Origin of the sequence: Nostoc sp. 'Peltigera membranacea cyanobiont' 210A (genome assembly GCF_002246015.1) — a bacterium.
GTDB lineage: Bacteria > Cyanobacteriota > Cyanobacteriia > Cyanobacteriales > Nostocaceae > Nostoc.
The window spans coordinates 690162-708472 of record NZ_NOLJ01000003.1 but is presented as its reverse complement, the minus strand read 5'-3'; the positions used below and the strand labels follow the sequence as shown (position 1 = coordinate 708472).

11 protein-coding genes are annotated in these 18311 nt (G+C 42.6%); 8 read left to right on the top strand and 3 right to left on the bottom strand.

Going from position 1 to position 18311, the window contains the following annotated elements; genetic code table 11:
• Positions 1-12: 12 nt before the first annotated feature.
• Positions 13-3201, bottom strand: coding sequence for a WD40 repeat domain-containing protein (locus CDG76_RS12315; protein WP_094349280.1), 3189 nt, complete (start codon positions 3199-3201; stop codon positions 13-15).
• A gap of 202 nt (positions 3202-3403) precedes the next feature.
• On the opposite strand from CDG76_RS12315, the gene CDG76_RS12310 reads away from it, so the two are divergent.
• The 3 genes from CDG76_RS12310 (at position 3404) to CDG76_RS12300 (ending at position 8596) form a co-directional block, all read left to right on the top strand.
• On the top strand, positions 3404-3706 hold the full coding sequence (locus CDG76_RS12310) for a hypothetical protein (RefSeq protein ID WP_094349279.1): 303 nt from the start codon (positions 3404-3406) through the stop codon (positions 3704-3706).
• A 59-nt stretch (positions 3707-3765) separates the two neighbouring features.
• The gene (locus tag CDG76_RS12305) at positions 3766-6192 is read left to right on the top strand and encodes a GH116 family glycosyl hydrolase (RefSeq protein WP_094349278.1); all 2427 of its coding nucleotides are present in this window, start codon (positions 3766-3768) and stop codon (positions 6190-6192) included.
• A 1933-nt stretch (positions 6193-8125) separates the two neighbouring features.
• On the top strand, positions 8126-8596 hold the full coding sequence (locus tag CDG76_RS12300) for a HetP family heterocyst commitment protein (RefSeq protein WP_094349277.1): 471 nt from the start codon (positions 8126-8128) through the stop codon (positions 8594-8596).
• Between the two features lie 875 nt (positions 8597-9471).
• Here CDG76_RS12300 and rpe read toward each other — a convergent pair.
• Positions 9472-10179 carry a ribulose-phosphate 3-epimerase gene (rpe, locus tag CDG76_RS12295; protein ID WP_094349276.1) on the bottom strand — a complete coding sequence of 236 codons (708 nt, stop codon included), beginning with the start codon at positions 10177-10179 and terminating at the stop codon, positions 9472-9474.
• Between the two features lie 263 nt (positions 10180-10442).
• Here rpe and CDG76_RS12285 point away from each other — a divergent pair, with 263 nt between their 5' ends.
• Both CDG76_RS12285 and CDG76_RS12280 read left to right on the top strand, forming a co-directional pair.
• Positions 10443-12038 carry a S8 family serine peptidase gene (locus tag CDG76_RS12285; protein WP_094349274.1) on the top strand — a complete coding sequence of 532 codons (1596 nt, stop codon included), beginning with the start codon at positions 10443-10445 and terminating at the stop codon, positions 12036-12038.
• Positions 12039-12437: 399 nt separating this feature from the next.
• Positions 12438-13769 carry a serpin family protein gene (locus CDG76_RS12280; RefSeq protein ID WP_094349273.1) on the top strand — a complete coding sequence of 444 codons (1332 nt, stop codon included), beginning with the start codon at positions 12438-12440 and terminating at the stop codon, positions 13767-13769.
• A 244-nt stretch (positions 13770-14013) separates the two neighbouring features.
• Here CDG76_RS12280 and CDG76_RS38270 read toward each other — a convergent pair whose 3' ends face one another.
• Complete coding sequence (locus CDG76_RS38270) at positions 14014-14616, bottom strand: hypothetical protein (protein WP_223265219.1); 603 nt, start codon at positions 14614-14616, stop codon at positions 14014-14016.
• A 264-nt stretch (positions 14617-14880) separates the two neighbouring features.
• Between CDG76_RS38270 and egtC the strand changes: the two genes are divergently transcribed.
• The 3 genes from egtC (at position 14881) to CDG76_RS12255 (ending at position 18209) form a co-directional block, all read left to right on the top strand.
• Positions 14881-15693 (top strand): ergothioneine biosynthesis protein EgtC, encoded by an 813-nt coding sequence (gene egtC, locus CDG76_RS12265; protein ID WP_094349272.1) that lies wholly within the window; start codon positions 14881-14883, stop codon positions 15691-15693.
• A 577-nt stretch (positions 15694-16270) separates the two neighbouring features.
• Positions 16271-16480 carry a hypothetical protein gene (locus tag CDG76_RS12260; protein WP_094349271.1) on the top strand — a complete coding sequence of 70 codons (210 nt, stop codon included), beginning with the start codon at positions 16271-16273 and terminating at the stop codon, positions 16478-16480.
• Positions 16481-16544: 64 nt separating this feature from the next.
• Positions 16545-18209 carry an FAD-dependent oxidoreductase gene (locus CDG76_RS12255; protein ID WP_094349270.1) on the top strand — a complete coding sequence of 555 codons (1665 nt, stop codon included), beginning with the start codon at positions 16545-16547 and terminating at the stop codon, positions 18207-18209.
• The last annotated feature ends 102 nt before the right edge of the window (positions 18210-18311 follow it).

The following is an 18311-nucleotide window of genomic DNA, read 5'->3' as shown; positions in this document are numbered from 1 at the left end:
AATGCCTTGTTTTTAACCGCTTACTTTACTCCAAACATATTTTTGGCAGGTTTCGCAGGCGGCTTTTGCTTCTTCTGTTTGCGGATTGGTGAAGACGGGATGGTAACGTAACCTGTCACAACAAACTTGCAACCATGCACGCCAGTCACCGCGCCACAAACGCACAGTGCCATCTTCACCGCCGCTAACAATCGTCTGCCCATCGGCGCTAATGGCGACAGAATAAACCCAACCCTCATGACCGCGTAAAGGTTCAGCTAAAGCAAGACCTTGCAGGTTCCACAACCGCACAGTGCCGTCATCACCGCCGCTAACAATCGTCTGCCCATCGGTGCTAATGGCGACAGAATAGACCCAACCTTTATGACCACGCAAAGGTTCAGCTAAAGCAAGACCTTGCAGATTCCACAAACGCACAGTGCCATCACCACCGCCACTAACAATCGTCTGCCCATCGGCGCTAATGGCAACAGAATTGACAAAACCCTGATGACCGCGCAAAGGTTCAGCTAAGGCAACACCTTGACAATTCCACAACCGCACAGTGCCGTCATCACCGCCACTAACAATCGTCTGCCCATCGGCACTGATGGCGACAGAATTGACATAACCCTGATGACCACACAAAGGTTCAGCTAAAGGAAGACCTTGCAGATTCCACAAACGCACCGTGCCGTCACTACCACCACTGACAATCGTCTGCCCATCGGCGCTAATGGCGACAGAATAGACCCAACCCTTATGACCATGCAAAGGTTTTGCGGAAGGAAGACCTTGGTGGTTCCACAACCGCACCATACCGTCAGTACCGCCACTGACAATCGTCTGACCATCGGCGCTAATGGCGACAGAATAGACCCAACCCTTATGACCACGCAAAGGTTTTGCGGAAGGAAGACCTTGGTAGTTCCAAAACCGCACCGTTCCGTCAGTACTACCACTAACAATCGTCTGTCCATTGGTACTGATAGCAACAGACCTAACATTGCCTTCGTGACCACGCAAAGGTTCAGTTAAGGGAAGACCTTGGCGATTCCACAACCGCACAGTGCCGCCATCACTGCCACTGACAATCGTCTGCCCATCGGCACTGATGGCGACAGAATTGACATTACCCTGATGACCACGCAAAGGTTCAGCTAAGGAAAGACCTTGGCGATTCCACAGCCGCACCGTACCATCAGCACCGCCACTGACAATATTCTGTCCATTGGCGCTGATGGCGACAGACCTCACATTACTCTCATGACCATACAAAGGTTCAGCCAAGAGAAGACCTTGGGAATTCCACAACCGCACCATACCATCAGCACCACCACTGACAATCGTCTGCCCATCGGCACTGATAGCAACAGAAAAGACATCATTTTTATGCCCACGCAATGGTTTAGCTAAGGGAAGACCTTGGCGGTTCCACAACCGCACCACGTCGGCACCACCACTGACAATTGTCTGCCCATCAGCGCTGATGGTGACAGAAGAGACATTACCCCGATGACCACGCAAAGGTTCAGCTAAGGAAAGACCTTGGGAATTCCACAACCTCACAGTGCCATCAGCACCGCCACTGACAATCGTCTGCCCATCAGCGTTGATGGCGACAGAAGAGACATTACCCTGATGACCACGCAAAGGTTCAGCTAAGGAAAGACCTTGATAATTCCATAACCGCACCGTACCATCAGCACCGCCACTGACAATCGTCTGCCCATCGGCGCTGATAGCGACAGAAGAGACATTACCCTGATGACCACGCAAAGGTTCAGCTAAGGAAAGACCTTGATAATTCCACAACCGCACAGTGCCATCAGTACCACTACTAACAATCGTCTGCCCATCAGCGCTAATAGCGACAGAAGAGACATTACCTTCATGACCACAGAAGGGAATCGAGACTCTTGCTTTATTCACCACCCGATTCAAACTGTTCTGAACTGATGCAAGAATCTGCTGGGGTAGTTTCTCTTGATTCTCCCCCATAGCTTGAATTGCCAAAACTAGACTATCTAGGGGTTGTAAGGGCAATAAATCGTCTACTCTAGCCGCTTTCTCTCGTAACTGGGATTCAGTAAGCGCCCTTTCCATCTCGGCAATCCGGTCTTTGTCATCGGCATCGCTACGCTGGTAAAAATCCTCATCTTGTTGGGGTGATTGCAAATCAGGCTGCAATTGTTGCCAGCTATCCCTCACTTGGGCCAGCAATCCCTTTGGCATTAAATATTTGTCATCAGGTCTTTCGTTCAACCATTCCCGTCGGGTATTTTCTAATGTCTCGCTCAACGGTCGCAAGTCTCGGTCTTGTTGTCGCCACTGGGCAAACTGCTGCCAACTTTCAATTAATGCTTCATGGGCTAAATTAATGCAGACTTCTCCTTTTTCATCTTTCCCAGTAACTAATAAGCGTCCCTTAACCAATCCTGCTTCACCATCTAGTAACTCACTAAGTTGTTGCTGTTGATTGGCATCATCACCTGCAATATTTAATAATGTGGCTTTTGGTTGGCGTTGTCGGGTATCCTTTTCTCCCTCTCCCGTTCGCACTAACCGCAGAAAAATCTGCTTAATCCATTCTTTTTCTTGCTGACTGCGTTCTTGAGTTGGGTATTCTTGCTCATAATCTTGGTAGTGATAAACATTTTCTGCATGGAGATTTAACACCGCAGTTAATCCTCCCAACTTTTCATACTCTTCTTGGGTAAGTTGATTTTTCTTTTGCTCGCGTTTCTCCCAGAGTTTAGTTAAGGCAAACTCTAACAATGGCAAATTCCCTGGTTCTTGTTGAAGATTTTGGAGAATTTTTAATGCTCCTGCTTCTTTAACACTATGAACCTGAAGCTTGGTAGGTTTGGCAATTGTCTCCTTTAAATCAACTCCAGTTAAAGGCGGTATAACAACTACTGGGGTTTGAATCAGGTGAGTTAGAGAAGGATTATCTAAACAGGATTGAAGAAAATCACCTCGCATGGTAATTACAACTGCTAACCGTGAATCATGAATCTCTACTACCCTAGTCAATAGTTCAATAAATCTCTGCCGTTCTTCCTTATCTATACAAACTGTAGATACTTCCCCAAACTCATCTACCACCAGCAAAAATTTTTCTGTGTTAACCACAGCCTCCCCATCATTAATAGGTTTAGTCAGGCTGCCGAAACTGTTGTCATACTGAGCAATTTCAACCACAAGGGCGTATTGTGTCATCTTATTTTGTTAAAACTATTGAGAAAAATACCTCTGTGCTTTAAAATACCCAAATTGACTAGTGATTTACCCACTGTAGTTAAAAACTCTAGATTTAAAATTCAAGTAGCAGTTAAGCAATACGCAGTAGGAGCAAAATATTAAAGTCTTAGTGACTGGGATAAGCTCTATACTTTATAGTTCAGTAGTAATTACGTGAGCGATGTCTGAGGGCTGGCTACGACTAGTTAGAAAATTTCAGCTTAAGTTGACACCAATGCAATACTTCTCGGTTAAAGGGAAAAAAACCTTTAACCCTTACTCCTTAACCTTTTCCCAAAACCCGATTCCGAATAAAAAATGCACAAAGCGAGAAGTATTGGATACCAATGGGCATTACCTGGATTTCTCACAAGTGAGAAATCCAAGGGGTGTGGAAGGTGTGGGAGGTGTGGGAGGATGGGAAAAAAGTCTTACCCCCCACACTATGCGTGAGAAATCCGGGATTACCGTGCTACTACCTTGAGAAAAATCTCACATCGCGCTAGTCTTCATTGACGTAACTGCACGCTGTAACATTAGGCGATGACAAATCAACTCTCTCCGAAAATTCCCTCTTGTACTTGGAGCCGTCCCATCGGCTTAGGTTGGGACAAACCTTATACCGTCCGCTATGCAAGTAATATTGATGATGGCCCTTGGCATGGTATGCCTTTAGGCGGCTTTGGTGCAGGTTGCATCGGTCGTTCTTCACGGGGAGACTTTAACCTGTGGCACATCGACGGCGGTGAGCATACCTTCAAAAACGTTCCCGCTTGTCAGTTCAGTGTGTTTGAATCCAATAGCACATCTTCCCAAGCCTACGCTTTGTCTACGCAAGCGCCCGATGATGGCACTCTCAAAGCGTGGCAGTGGTATCCTACAACTCCCGGCACAGAGGGGACGGGCAATTATCACGCGCTATATCCACGTAGCTGGTTTGTGTACGAAAATGTATTTCAAGCACAGTTGACTTGTGAGCAATTTTCTCCAATCTGGGCGGGTAATTACCAAGAAACTAGCTACCCTGTGGCAATATTCCTCTGGAATGCTCATAACCCCACAGATGCACCGATTACTCTCAGCATTATGCTCACTTGGCAAAATATGGTGGGCTGGTTTACAAACGCTCTCAAATCTCCCGAAGTGCGGGTGCGCGATGATGGTAGTCCGGTTTACGAATACCAACCGCGCTGGGGCGAAAGTCAAGGAAACTACAACCAGATAGTTGAAAATACACAACAGTTTGCCTGTGTTTTAGGCCGGGTTGGTATTGATGAACCTTTGCAAGAAGGCGATGGAACTTGGTGTATTGCAACGCTGAAACATCCCCAAGTGGAAGTATTTCACCATAGCCGCTGGAATCCTGAGGGGACGGGTGAGGAAATATGGCAAAGTTTTGCTAAAGATGGCTCTTTGCCCAATTATGTTGATACTACAGCAACAGAGAATACACAAATCGGGGCTGCGATGGCTACGCCGGCCGCAGGCATCGCAATCCGTTTCACTCTCCAACCAGGCGAAACTCTCGAAATTCCCTTTGTCCTGGCTTGGGATTTGCCGATAACAGAATTTGCGGCTGGAGTCAATTATTACCGCAGATATACAGATTTTTTTGGTAAAAGTGGCAACAAAGCTTGGGCGATCGCATCTACTGCATTACAAGAATACCAAACCTGGCGATCGCAAATTCAAAGTTGGCAAAAACCCATTCTCGACCGGGAAGATTTACCCAACTGGTTTAAAATGGCTCTATTTAATGAGCTTTATGACCTCACCAGCGGCGGTACTCTCTGGAGTGCAGCATCAGAACTTAACCCCATCGGTCAGTTTGCGGTGCTGGAGTGCTTAGATTACCGTTGGTATGAAAGTCTAGATGTGCGGTTGTATGGCTCTTTTGCGCTGCTGATGCTGTTCCCAGAATTAGAAAAGTCGGTAATTCGGGCATTTGCACGGGCGATTCCTCAAGGTGATGATACTCCCCGAATAATTGGCTATTACCTGACAATTAAGGCCGAAAGCCCGATTGCAGTTCGCAAAGTTGCAGGTGCAACACCCCACGATTTAGGCGCACCCAACGAACACGTTTGGGAGAAAACCAACTACACCAGCTATCAAGACTGTAATTTATGGAAAGATTTAGGTAGTGATTTCGTTTTGCAAGTATACCGTGATTTTTTACTCACGGGTGCTGACGATGTGGAATTCTTGGCAGATTGCTGGAATGCGATCGTTCAAACCCTCGACTACCTGAAAACTTTTGACCTCGATGGCGATGGGATTCCTGAAAATTCTGGCGCACCCGATCAAACTTTTGATGATTGGCGATTACAAGGTGTCAGCGCCTATTGTGGGGGATTGTGGTTAGCGGCGTTAGAAGCTGCGATCGCAATTAGCGATATTTTATTAACTTATCAGACAGGTAACACAACAGAGTTGGCGGCGCAAAAATCCACTTATGAAACTTGGTTACAACAATCTCTTCCTATTTACCAAGAAAAACTTTGGAATGGCGAATATTACCGACTTGATAGTAAAAGTGGTTCCGATGTGGTGATGGCAGATCAATTGTGCGGACAATTTTACGCCCGACTACTGGACTTACCTGATATTGTACCGAGCGATCGCGCCCTTTCTGCGCTGAAAACTGTTTACGATGCTTGCTTTTTGAAATTCTGTAATGGTGAGTTTGGTACTGCTAATGGTGTTCGTCGTGATGGTTCACCAGAAAATCCCAAAGCTACTCATCCCTTAGAAGTTTGGACGGGAATAAACTTTGGGCTGGCGGCTTTTCTCGTGCAGATGGGAATGAAAGATGAAGCGTTAAGGTTGACGCAAGCTGTAGTGCAGCAAATTTATGAAAATGGTCTGCAATTTCGCACGCCAGAAGCTATCACCGCAACTGGTACTTTTCGCGCTAGCACTTACCTGCGGCCAATGGCGATTTGGGGAATTTACTTAGTTATTAATTGATTAGACCTCTTGCAAAAGTCCCTAACACCCCACCNCCAACCCCTCCCCGCTCTTCGGGAGGGGAGACAAAGCGTAGCTTTGGCGGGGTGGGGTTCTTTCTTATTTTTGATTTATGCAAGAGGTCTATTGATTATCAAAGCGGTTCTCGTTTTGATGCAACACACGTAGGTGTCATGGGTGCCAACTTAAGCTGAAATCTTCTGAATGTATAAGTTTTACCCCCAGCCCCTCTCCCAAAATTAGCAGAAGGAAACGAATTCTCCAGTCCCCCTTCTCCCATATTGGGAGAAGGGGTTAGGGGATGAGGGCAAGCAACCCTAGAACCCTTACTCTTAAATAACTTCTACCTTAAGTTGACACCTATAATAGATGTGCGTCCCTAGCAAATTTAACCTGTCTTCATCTGAGAAAGCAGACTTTAGGTTTGCGATTTTATTTTCCGAGTGTTTCCGGAAGCGAAGGAAAATTTCAGTAATGGTAAGAGTTGAAGCATTGAGAATTTAAGACTACTGTTTCAAAAAATGCAAATATTACTAGCTTTAGCTATAAATATTGCTAATGCTTCCCAGACTAAGTTCACAATCAAAAACTAGGTTATGACGTGCCTATTTCTTTACTCAACAGCAAAGTTAATCAGATTGTGGCACTGCGTGTTTGGCAATGATTAGCCGACACTGGTGCATATGCTTAAACCCCTACAGTTTGCATAACTGAACGCCAGTAAGTTTTACAGGTGCATTTCACCAGCCTTTAGTACAAGCAGTCCAAACTTCAGGATGTGAAGCGCTATCAGTAAGGACTAGTCTGAGTAAGCTGGACTCATATTATAACCCTTGGATAGCTCATTGTCAAATAATTCGTTGCGTAGTTGTCTGGAGAGATAAAGGCGATCGCATATTGATTTTTGGTCTTGCTTGTACCACCATTTAGCTCAATTGCAACTACATTTGTAATCTCAATTCTCTAAATCTGTTAAATATTCATATCTTATAGATTTTTTTGCTGAATCAACTTAATAATATTCTGTGTTAATTAGCTTTATATCTATTCTTAAATTCTCTAATATTATACAGACTTAGCCTGCGACAGTTTTTGAGTCAATATATCCATTTGCGGATCTTTTTATTGACTCAACTAAGGCTAGTTATAACTATCTATTTATATTATCCCTAACCAGTAATTTTCTTTTACAACTGGTCTATTTTATAATGACTGGCTGCTCGTTATGAAATATTCGTAATCAGTTGACAGCGATTATATTTAGATACGCTAAAGCTGTGGTCTTTGCAAACCAATAAACACAAGTCCAATAAGTATGATTGTCTAATCGAACTTATTGAAAAATAAGTTCAATCCTATTGCTATGAAAGGGTTTATTCTCTCTCGAAGAATATTTTTACAAGTTGTTTTACATTCTATTTAATGGTATTGTTTTCTAGTTACTCGACAATAATAAAGGTTTTAAAATGATATCGGGTGAGGGGTAAGACCCCCTCAAGAATTAGCAAAAGAGGACAAAACTAAAAGCTGCACAATACACAAGTAAGTATAGGAATATATTCAGTAAATTTGACCTATAAATACACTAGATTAGTAGATGACAGCAACGACAAAAAATAGTATAAATACGAATGGTGTTGTTAACGCTCAAAGATAAATATATTTTCTCTCTTAGTCTAAAAAAATATGCAAACTTCCCGGAAATTGCCTAATCCAACAGTAGTAAGAAATATAAGCGTGTGAACCAAGAAAATTTATTTACTTATGGATTTGTATCCCTTGTAAACATCAAACACCGCTCCACTGCTGATAATTTGCCACAAGCAATTCAAGATTTGCAAAAAGGCTAGTGCAGTTTGTACACCTCAATTGAAACATCAACAATCGCAGAGAAGAAAATAGTTTACTTCACCCAAAATAACTAAACACTATGATGAATCAAGACCTTGCTGGTATTAGTAGTAACTTAGATAAGACAGTGAAAGCTCAACAATTTGACAAAGTAGTTGAAGCAATTCTTGCTGGAAAGTATTCCTGGGCATGTGTTTTAATGCTGCGATTTGGTGGTTATAATCCTCTGCATTACATTCCATATCGCACCTACAATCGATTGCTCAAAGAGAACTCTCAAGCCGATAGGACAAAACAACAGCAAAGTGAAAATCTAAAAATGCTGAAACACACTCATAATTCCCAGTCTGATAATAATGTTTCATCAAGCTGCTTCAGCAAAATTAAAGACGTAGCTTATCTAGAAGTAGTTAGAAAGCAAAAAGCAGAAATCTGTGCTGGTAGTTTAGACCAGAGATTGACACAGCAAATTAACGAACATCAATCAAGCAAATCGCCTTTAAAACCAGAAAATGTTCAAGACATTTCCTTGAAATCCTGTGGATTCAATTAAAAAGTATTTGGAATCAATAGATTCTGCTCTAAAGTTGATTGATTATCTGAAAGCCTGTTATGCTAATTGTAAATTTATAGCATGACAGGTTTTCTATAGCAGTCATGAATTTGATAATATTTTGCAAAAATCTGCCAAAATGGCAAATATATACTAATGATATTGGTAAACTAATAACAACTACAACCTAAACCAAAATAGAGGTGATTTGGCAAGCAAGTTAATTTAAAAAATAAAATCAACGATTAGTTCTAACTATGAAATAAATCAAACTGATTACAAAAGTAGTCAGCATTTCATGGAGTAAATAACTCCTAGACCAAGACCAATAATCCAACTGTTACTACTGGTGGTTCTTTTTCTGAGGAAGTCTGAGCAAAGAGAATTTGGCGAGGTGGATTCCCCCAATCCAAATTTTACACAGCTTTCACTGACTGCAGACAGTGCGAGTAATGCTGATAAAACTTTCTATCCTGTGGTTGATGTTGCTTTAGTTAATAAAGCAAACGCTTAACATCAATTCTAGGAACGGAAATAGAAAAGTTACGGTGAAATTGTTGTCCTTGGCTGGTAGAACTAGTAGCTCATACGCTTCTCTTTCGACTATTGTAATCCTAGTCCTCCCAACCTGGATTATCTTTGGTTTCTAAACTTTCAATTTATATAGCAACTACTGGAAGTTCAAAACTTGAATAGCTTCCAGTTTTTTATCTATATATAAAAATAAATAAGGTAGGCAAATTGCCCACCTTATTTTTTGTGAATACTAGACATCTGGTGAAATTAATCTAGAACCCTTGTAGAGACGTAGCACCGCTACGTCTCTACATTATTTTTCACTTCCATGTTTAATGATTGATTAATTCAAAAATGAATTAAACCTTGGCTAATTCTGGGGTAGGACTCTTGCTGTTGCGAATTGCTGTAATAGCCTCAGCATAATCTTTTGCGTTAAACACAGCTGAACCGGCGACGATTGCATTGGCTCCCGCTTCCAAAACTTGCCAGGTATTATTTGCCTTCAGTCCCCCATCCACTTCAATCCAGGGGTCAAGACCACGTTCATCACACATTTGGCGCAGCTTACGGATTTTGGGTAATACACCAGGGATAAAGCTTTGACCACCAAAACCAGGGTTGACGCTCATAATTAGTACTAAATCGCACAAATCTAGAACATATTCAATTAGTTCTAGAGGGGTACCAGGATTAAGTACAACACCAGCTTTCTTACCAAGCTCTTTTATTTGCCCCAAGGTGCGGTGCAGGTGTGGGGAAGCATTATGCTCGCAGTGTACGGAGATAATATCAGCACCCGCCTTAGCAAATCCCTCTACATACTTTTCTGGCTCCACAATCATCAAATGGACATCCAGAGGCTTGGTTGTAATCGGACGAATCGCCTCCACAATCAGAGGGCCTATCGTAATATTAGGTACGAAACGACCGTCCATGACATCAACATGAATCCAATCCGCTCCAGCTGCGTCTACGGCACGAATTTCGTCACCCAAGCGACTAAAATCGGCTGATAGGATAGATGGAGAAATTACAATGGGCTTTTGAGATAGGTTTTGGGTCATGGCTAGTGGGTTTTTAAGCGTCCTCGTCTGTACGCATTGTAACAAAACATTGAACAAGACTCATAATTTTGATCCCGGTTTTTTGGAGAGTGGGGAGGCAGGGGGCAAGGGGCAGGGGGCAGGGGGCAGGGGAGACAAGGGGACAAGGGGACAAGGGGGAATTATTGAACAAGTCTCTCCTTTGTCTCCCCCCTCTTCCTTGTCTACCTTGTCTCTTCTCCATACCCAATGACAAATGACCAATGACTAATGACTAATAACTAATGACTAAAAAACTAACCTGGATATTTTGGGGATTAACTGCTTCTTGTCTGAGTGCGCCGGTAATTGCTTCAGCTTTAGAATCTGCACTAGGAACTAATGGCATTGATGCTCTGAAGCTACACAAACCTCCTTATAATTTAATCGGTCGTAAGATTGCTATTGGTCAAGTTGAAATTGGCCGACCGGGAATGTTTGGATGGGATAAGGCGGTGTCTAAAAATCGTGCCATATCTTTAGCGGCGGTTTTCTTACGCAATGGCCCAGCTAAGTCTAATACTGGTGTTGACCCCCACGCCTACAATGTCGCTGGTGTGATGGTGAGTCAAGACAAAGCTTTGCCAGGAGTTGCGCCGGGAGCGCGATTGTATTCATCAGCGGTGGGTTCGACTAAAAACATGGGTCAGCCAGAGGAGTGTTTGTCGGCACAGCACATAGCGCTACAAAATGGTGGCGATGTCCGTGCGATTAACTTTAGCTTTGGGGAACCTCTGAGTCGCGATCCTCGACCGGAAGCTACTTTAGACGGCAATGCTTTACTAACTTTATGTGTTGACTGGTCTAGTCGCGCTCATGATGTTTTGTATGCGATCGCAGGCAACCAGGGGAAAGGTGGTATTCCTATTCCTACAGATAATTTTAACGGAATAAACGTGGCTTTTTCATCCCGCCGAGGGGGAGTTTTTAACAAAGTAGACGTGGCTAATCTGGCGGGTGTTAACCAAGGGGTGAATCAAAGACTAGCTGGAAGGGAATTTGACCTTGATGGGCGTCGCGCTATCAGTTTAGTTGCTCCTGGTAATAATATTCCTTTGCTCAATCCAGATGGCAAATTGAACAAGGTTACAGGTACAAGTTTTGCAACACCTCAAGTTACAGCTACCGTTGCTCTGTTGCAGGAACTTGCAGACCGACAGATGCGGACAAAACAACCCCACTGGAGCATTGATTCTCGGCGTCATCAAGTGATGAAAGCTGTATTGCTGAATTCAGCAGACAAACTTCTAGATAGCGGCGATGGCTTAAAGTTGGGAATGACTCGGACGCTAATTGATAAGCAAAATCAAAACTGGCTAGATTCTGATGCTTATAAAGATCCAAAAATTCCCTTAGATGCCCAAATGGGAGCGGGTCATTTAAATGTATTTCGCGCTTATCAGCAATTTAGTGCTGGTCAATGGCAAGCATCCGCTGCGGTGCCGGCTATTGGTTGGGATTATCGTACAGTTGATGTTGGAGCATCTGTTGACTATATATTAGCAAAACCGTTGAAGCAGGGAAGTTTTGTTGCTGTCACCCTGAGTTGGGATCGATTGGTAGAACTCAACGATAAAAATAAAAACCAGCAATATGACGTAGGCGAAAATTTTCGCGATCGCGGCTTAAATAATCTCGACCTATACTTAGTAAAAGCTGATGCTCAAAATTCTGAAGCTGGTGCTGTTTGCTCCTCAATCAGCCAAATTGATAGTGTAGAACATATTTTTTGCCCCGTTGCTGCTAGTGGCAATTACAAAATCCGCGTCCAGTTTCGTCAAAAGCTGAATGAAGCTACTCAACCCTATAGTTTAGCTTGGTGGAGTGTACCTATTAATTGAAATAAGTTAGCACAAATATCTGTGTAAAATTACAGTATTTTTCTCGTTCCCATACGGAGCATGGGAACGAGATTTCATGCCTCTGAGAAACCTTATTCGATCTATAAAAACCTCACAGAAGTGGTTATTTTAGGATTACGTAGCTTACAATACGTTTATACGTAAAGATAAAAATTATTAGAAATCAAAATTTTTTATAAGTCGTCTGTATAGCCGTCTCAATAAGGAATTAGCAACTCCACAAGTTGTGTTTAATTACTCTGAGCTACTAATTTGCTGTTACGAAAACTGTAACAGTCCCATTTTTCTATTGGAGTAAATGCAATAGTTAGTTATTGACACAGTATCTGCGTCAAATCTGAGCACAAATCGGGAATCTTTGGCAAGTGAGGTAGCAGAATGAATCGCCATAAATTGAGTGATGCAAAAGAAAATTTCCTGCAAAGACGTTACGGTGTGAGTCTAGGTAGACGTTATGCTCTGGCCGCTGCAAGTGTCGTTTTATTCAGTGTATTAGGGTGTTCTCAAGTCGATAGTAATAAAAGTGCCCTTGCCCAATCTAGTTTACCTCAGCCAGAAACTCCATTGCAAAAAAAAACAGCCAACACTGATACAAAAATAGTTGAGTCTAGCAATAAGTTTGGCTTCAAACTATTTTCAGAAGTTCTGAAAAACGATCGGGGTGAGAAGAATATTTTTATCTCACCTTCGAGTGTTGCGATCGCTCTTGCTATGACTTACAACGGCGCTAGCGGCTCGACTCAACAAGCAATGGCAAAAACTCTAGAATTACAGGGGATGAATCTACCAGAAATCAACTCTTCTTATGCGGCGGTATTAAAACAGCTTTTAGACAATTCGGATACGAAAGTGCAATTGAAAATTGCTAACTCACTTTGGGCAAATCAAAATGTTAGCTTTGCACCAGACTTTCTCAAAAGAACCCAGGACTTCTATCAAGCCAAAGTCAGCAATTTAAACTTTCAAGATGCCGCCGCATCTAATATTATCAATAACTGGGTCAAAGAAAATACTAACGGCAAAATCACTAAAATAGTTGAAAAAATTGAACCAAATCAGGTATTATTTTTGATTAATGCCATATATTTTAAAGGTAATTGGACTAACGAGTTTGACAAGAAAGAAACTGCTCCATACCCTTTTTACATCACATCTGGCAGGCGAAAACAACACCCAATGATGTCACAGGAGGGTGATTATAGATACTATGAAAGCGAAAAGTTTCAGGCAGTTAGTTTACCTTATGGTAAAGATGGTAAGGTCAGTTTTTATATCTTCCTACCCAAACAAAACTCTAACCTCAAAGCATTCTATCAAAACTTGAATGTTGATAACTGGGAAAAATGGATGACTCAGTTCAACAATCAAAAAGGGTTTATTCGCCTACCCCGTTTCAAAACAGATTACGATATTACACTCAATCATGCTTTAAAAACTTTAGGTATGGGGGAGGCTTTCAGCAACAAAGCCAATTTTTCTGGCATGGGTAAAAATTTTGCCATTAGCCAAGTTAAGCATAAAACTTTTGTTGAAGTGAATGAAGAAGGCACTGAAGCGGCTGCTGCTACTTCAGTGGGAATAGTAGCAACATCTTCGAGAGAAGAACCAGAACCATTCCGAATGATTGCCGATCGCCCCTTCTTCTGTGTCATTAGAGATAATCAGACGGGAAACATTTTGTTTATGGGTTCAATTATCGAACCACAATGAGGATGTAGGAGGGATTGAAGTGAAGACTTCATCTTTTTAAAAGAGAACTTCCAAAAAATAAAACCCTCAGTGAATATACAGCAGATTTCAAGTTGGTGAGGTACACAAGCTAAGTCTGTTACCCAGATATAAACCGTGTTTTACTCCTGTTAGCGCAGCGGGGCGTAGCCCATTCTGACTCCTGAATTCTGAATTCTGCTGTAAATGATTAATTTACATTCACTGTATGTGCGGATAGTAATTTTTATAAATCATTATCCGTAAAGGGAACTATGGATGGTGAAAATCTTTTTAGTGATGGGGAAAATTCTAACCTCGCGGCATAATCATCTGTTTGTGATAGTTCCAGTTCAATTGTTTGCTGCTCTTTTTCATCAAAAAGCAACTGAATTTGATAACTTGTCCAGAATTGTTCACCTAGTTCATCTTCTAAATCAAAAGGCTGTTCTTCATCACCCCATATATTCGACCAAAGGACTATTTGATTAGCCCGAAAATGGTTTTGACCTTTTGTATCTCCAACTACAAAATATACTTCGACATTTAAATCAAATCCCAAATCATCGACTTCTGCCTCTGCTATCTGACAGCTAACGACAATTAAACTATCTGGGTTAATATCTACTACCTGCTGTTGGCGTTGTAATAATTCTTGAAATACAAAATTAGGTAATAATTTTGAACTCTCCTCAAGTAGAGTTTTTTGAGTTTCTGGAGAGTAACGAGTTTTTAATTCTTGCGTGATTAAATTTAAAATATCTTCACTAGCTAAATTGACAACTATCTGTTGATTTGCGGGATTAAGGAAACATCCTTGATTAAGATTAATGTGTTTTTTAATTTGCATAGTTCTCTAAAATCCTTTGAATGCGAACGGATAATTTACAAATCAAGCTCAAACAAAGGTAAGGAATAAATATTACTTTAGCTTCTGTTCTATATCTTTAGCAAGACAACAAAACCATGACTAAAGTCACAGATCAAACATACACAAGATAAACAATATTTGTTAAATTAGTAATGATTTGCAATAATTGTCCAGTTAAAAAGTTCGATTTCTATCGGGGCTTGTGACTGATTTTCCTTACTCTTTCAGCAACATCATTTTTTTATGTGTAGATTAATTGGCTATCTTGGTAACGCCATCCTCTTAGATGAGTTGCTGTATAAACAAGAGCATTCGCTCTACAAACAAAGTTATAGTTCTTTGGAATTAAAATCAGGAGTAGTTTGTGGAGACGGAGTAGGTGTAGGCTGGTACGACGAAGTGGGTAAACCCTTTATTTACCGAAATACTATCCCGCTGTGGAACGAGCCGAATCTGGAAGAGTTGAGCAACTATGTACAATCCAGTTGTACTGTAGGCTATGTCCGATTAGCTGGAACAGGTGAATCGCTTGACATTAGCAATTGTCAGCCATTTCGTAGTGGGAAACTTTTGTTTGTGCATAATGGCGAGATATCAAACTTTCAACAAACTCTTTGTAGACCAATACGTGAGAGCCTTTCTGATTCCACTTACCGCCTGATTAAAGGCACGACTGATTCTGAACACATCTTCGCCCTACTAATGGAAATATGGCAGTCGTCTCCAGACAGCACTCTGTTGTCAGCATTAAATGCCACACTTCAAAAATTGACTAAGTTGGCATCAGAACACGACACCAGCTTTAGTGCCAATGTCATTGTCAGTGATGGTCAAGCAGTTGCAGCAATTCGCTATGCTTATCGCACACAAGCACCTACTCTTTATTGGTCTTGTGATGAACTCAAGCAGCCAAACCAAGTTATTGTTGCTTCTGAGCCTTTATCCAATAACCAAAATTGGACTGCTTTTGATGAGCAAAGTGCGCTATTTGTTGAAGCCCAGTCATTACAGCCAACAATTAGCCGATTGGAGAGATTTGTTCCCATTGGGGTTTAGATAAGGATTGCGATTTTGTGGAAATTGAGCTTTTCCCTCTAAAGTTGGTGCAATGGTAGACAAGCATTGTTATTGCTTGTGCCAAAAGGCAACAGTTGGAAGCAAGTGAGAGAGACAACATAAATTATCCGTCTTACAACTCCTCTGGGAACTAGCTAGTGTCACCGATAGCGAACGCGAGTGCAGAAGCGTTAGCGAGTCATCGGTGACACAATCATCATTCATTTTATGGCTCCCTTGTACTCTGTCCATCACTGTACCCACGCAAGCCGGAGCGCTCGCATACTTACTTATAGTGCCGAGTACGAGTATAGAGGGAAACAGATGATTTCTTCAGACCTCAACGCAAGGAATGCCCTGTTGCCTGATTCAATCCAATTTCAGTTACCCTGAATGACCAAAATAGTTTTATGATTTTCTACGAAAGCATATTTGAAATTATTTAGGTTTACTACCAAAATATTCTCAAGCTCATTCTAAAACATGGTGAATAGTAAATCACCTTTAGCTAAATTCGTGCAATGCTGGTTTTGAACCTTCTTCCAGGGTCAAAGAAAGTACAGGGAGATGCAAAAGTATGGCTGAACACTCATTTCATGACCAACTGAGTTTAGAAGAACAAACTGAAAAACTCGGTAAGCAAGCAGTAAGCTTGGGTTTGATTCCCAGCTTTGTAGTGCATTACTTTCCTGATACCTGGGTATTTTATATACCCAATCAAAGTCAATCGGAACCGCTGACACCAGAAGAGGCATACTTTCGTTTAAAGCAACTGGTTAAACAGTAGATATTTTGACGACAAATTTTTGAAGACAACGGCTAGACACTGCAATTGTTAAGTAACAGTAGTTATGGCGAAACCAGCAATTTTAACCGTCGATGACGATCCAGAAGTATTACAAGCGGTGTCACGAGACTTGCGTCATCAGTATGGCGATCGCTTCCGCATTGTCCGGGCAGATTCAGGTATCACGGCTCTGGATGTAGTGCAGCAACTCAAATTGCGGAATGAAGCAGTTGCTCTATTTTTGGTGGATCAACGTATGCCTCAAATGGGAGGCGTGGAGTTCCTGGAACGGGCAAAAGGCATCTTTCCCAATGCGAAACGTGCCTTGTTGACTGCCTATGCAGATACGGATGCTGCGATAAAATCAATTAATAGTGCCAGACTTGATTATTACTTACTCAAGCCCTGGAATCCACCAGAAGAAAGACTATATCCGGTTTTAGATGATTTGCTAGATGACTGGCTAGCTGGATTTCGCCCACCCTTTGAAGGCATTCGAGTCATTGGTAATCGCTGGTCGCCTTTTTCACATCAGGTGAAAGATTTCCTGGCACGTAACCAGGTTCCATTTAAGTGGTTAGATATTGAACTGGAACCGGATGCCGCAAAATTAGTAGAATACGCCCAAGCTGACGGCAGACAGCAATTGCCATTGGTGCTGTTTCCCGATGGTTCCCGGTTAATTCAACCATCTAATTTAGAGATTGCCGCCAAAATTGGACTGCAAACTCAGGCAGAGCGACCTTTCTATGACTTAGCGATCGTGGGTGCTGGCCCTGCCGGACTGGCAGCCGCAGTCTATGGCGCTTCTGAGGGATTGAGTACTGTCTTAATTGAACGTGAAGCGCCAGGAGGCCAAGCCGGTACGAGTTCGCGGATTGAGAACTATTTGGGGTTTCCTATTGGCTTGAGTGGCAGTGATTTGGCAAGGCGGGGAGTCACCCAGGCGCGGCGATTTGGGGTAGAAATTCTCACTCCTCAAGTAGTAACTGGGGTTCGACTAGAAGATCCTTATCGGATTCTGCAATTAGCAGATGGTAGCGAAATTAGTTGCCATTCACTTTTAGTTGCAACCGGTGTTTCCTACCGTTGGCTAAAGGTTCCAGGAGCAGAGAAGCTCACAGGGGCAGGAATTTATTACGGTGCTGCCATGACTGAGGCGATCGCCTGCACCAACGAAGAGGTTTACTTGGTAGGCGGGGCAAACTCTGCTGGACAGGCAGCAATGCATTTTTCTAAGTATGCCAGCAAAGTGATTATGTTAGTGCGGGGTGAGTCACTAGCATCAAGTATGTCTCAATATTTGATTGACCAAATTGCTGCGACTGAAAATATCAAAGTTTGCACGGGTTGCAGCGTCGTGGAAGTAAAGGGAGAGGAACATTTAGAAGCAATTGCGATCGCCCATGCTAACACTGGACAAACCGAAACCGTGCCAGCGCGATCGCTGTTTATTTTCATCGGTGCTAGCCCCAAAACTGATTGGCTCGATGGCGTTATTCAACGCGATGCTCAGGGGTTTATCATCACAGGGCCAGACTTAGTGCATAATGGCAGATCTCCTCGTGGGTGGAATTTGGAACGCTCTCCTTTTTTGCTAGAAACCAACATTCCCGGAATCTTCGCAGCCGGAGATGTCCGCTATGGCTCAATTAAACGGGTGGCATCTGGTGTGGGAGAAGGTTCGATCGCCATTCAATTCGTTCACCGCTACCTAAGTAATGTTTAGCTAAAGCAGCCAATACTAAGCTGTATAAAATCTGCAAACCCTCTCTCCTGCTCCCGTTCGGCTACGCTCACGGCAAGCTTGCCCCTGCCCCCTGCCCCCTGT

Bases quoted from the DNA above. Each gene is read 5' to 3' on its own strand.
- CDG76_RS38270 (WP_223265219.1), bottom strand. From the start codon at position 14,616: ATGCAAATTAAAAAACACATTAATCTTAATCAAGGATGTTTCCTTAAT.
- rpe (WP_094349276.1), bottom strand. From the start codon at position 10,179: ATGACCCAAAACCTATCTCAAAAGCCCATTGTAATTTCTCCATCTATC.
- CDG76_RS12305 (WP_094349278.1), top strand. From the start codon at position 3,766: ATGACAAATCAACTCTCTCCGAAAATTCCCTCTTGTACTTGGAGCCGT.
- CDG76_RS12315 (WP_094349280.1), bottom strand. From the start codon at position 3,201: ATGACACAATACGCCCTTGTGGTTGAAATTGCTCAGTATGACAACAGT.
- CDG76_RS12255 (WP_094349270.1), top strand. From the start codon at position 16,545: ATGGCGAAACCAGCAATTTTAACCGTCGATGACGATCCAGAAGTATTA.
- CDG76_RS12280 (WP_094349273.1), top strand. From the start codon at position 12,438: ATGAATCGCCATAAATTGAGTGATGCAAAAGAAAATTTCCTGCAAAGA.
- egtC (WP_094349272.1), top strand. From the start codon at position 14,881: ATGTGTAGATTAATTGGCTATCTTGGTAACGCCATCCTCTTAGATGAG.
- CDG76_RS12300 (WP_094349277.1), top strand. From the start codon at position 8,126: ATGAATCAAGACCTTGCTGGTATTAGTAGTAACTTAGATAAGACAGTG.
- CDG76_RS12285 (WP_094349274.1), top strand. From the start codon at position 10,443: ATGACTAAAAAACTAACCTGGATATTTTGGGGATTAACTGCTTCTTGT.
- CDG76_RS12310 (WP_094349279.1), top strand. From the start codon at position 3,404: ATGTCTGAGGGCTGGCTACGACTAGTTAGAAAATTTCAGCTTAAGTTG.
- CDG76_RS12260 (WP_094349271.1), top strand. From the start codon at position 16,271: ATGGCTGAACACTCATTTCATGACCAACTGAGTTTAGAAGAACAAACT.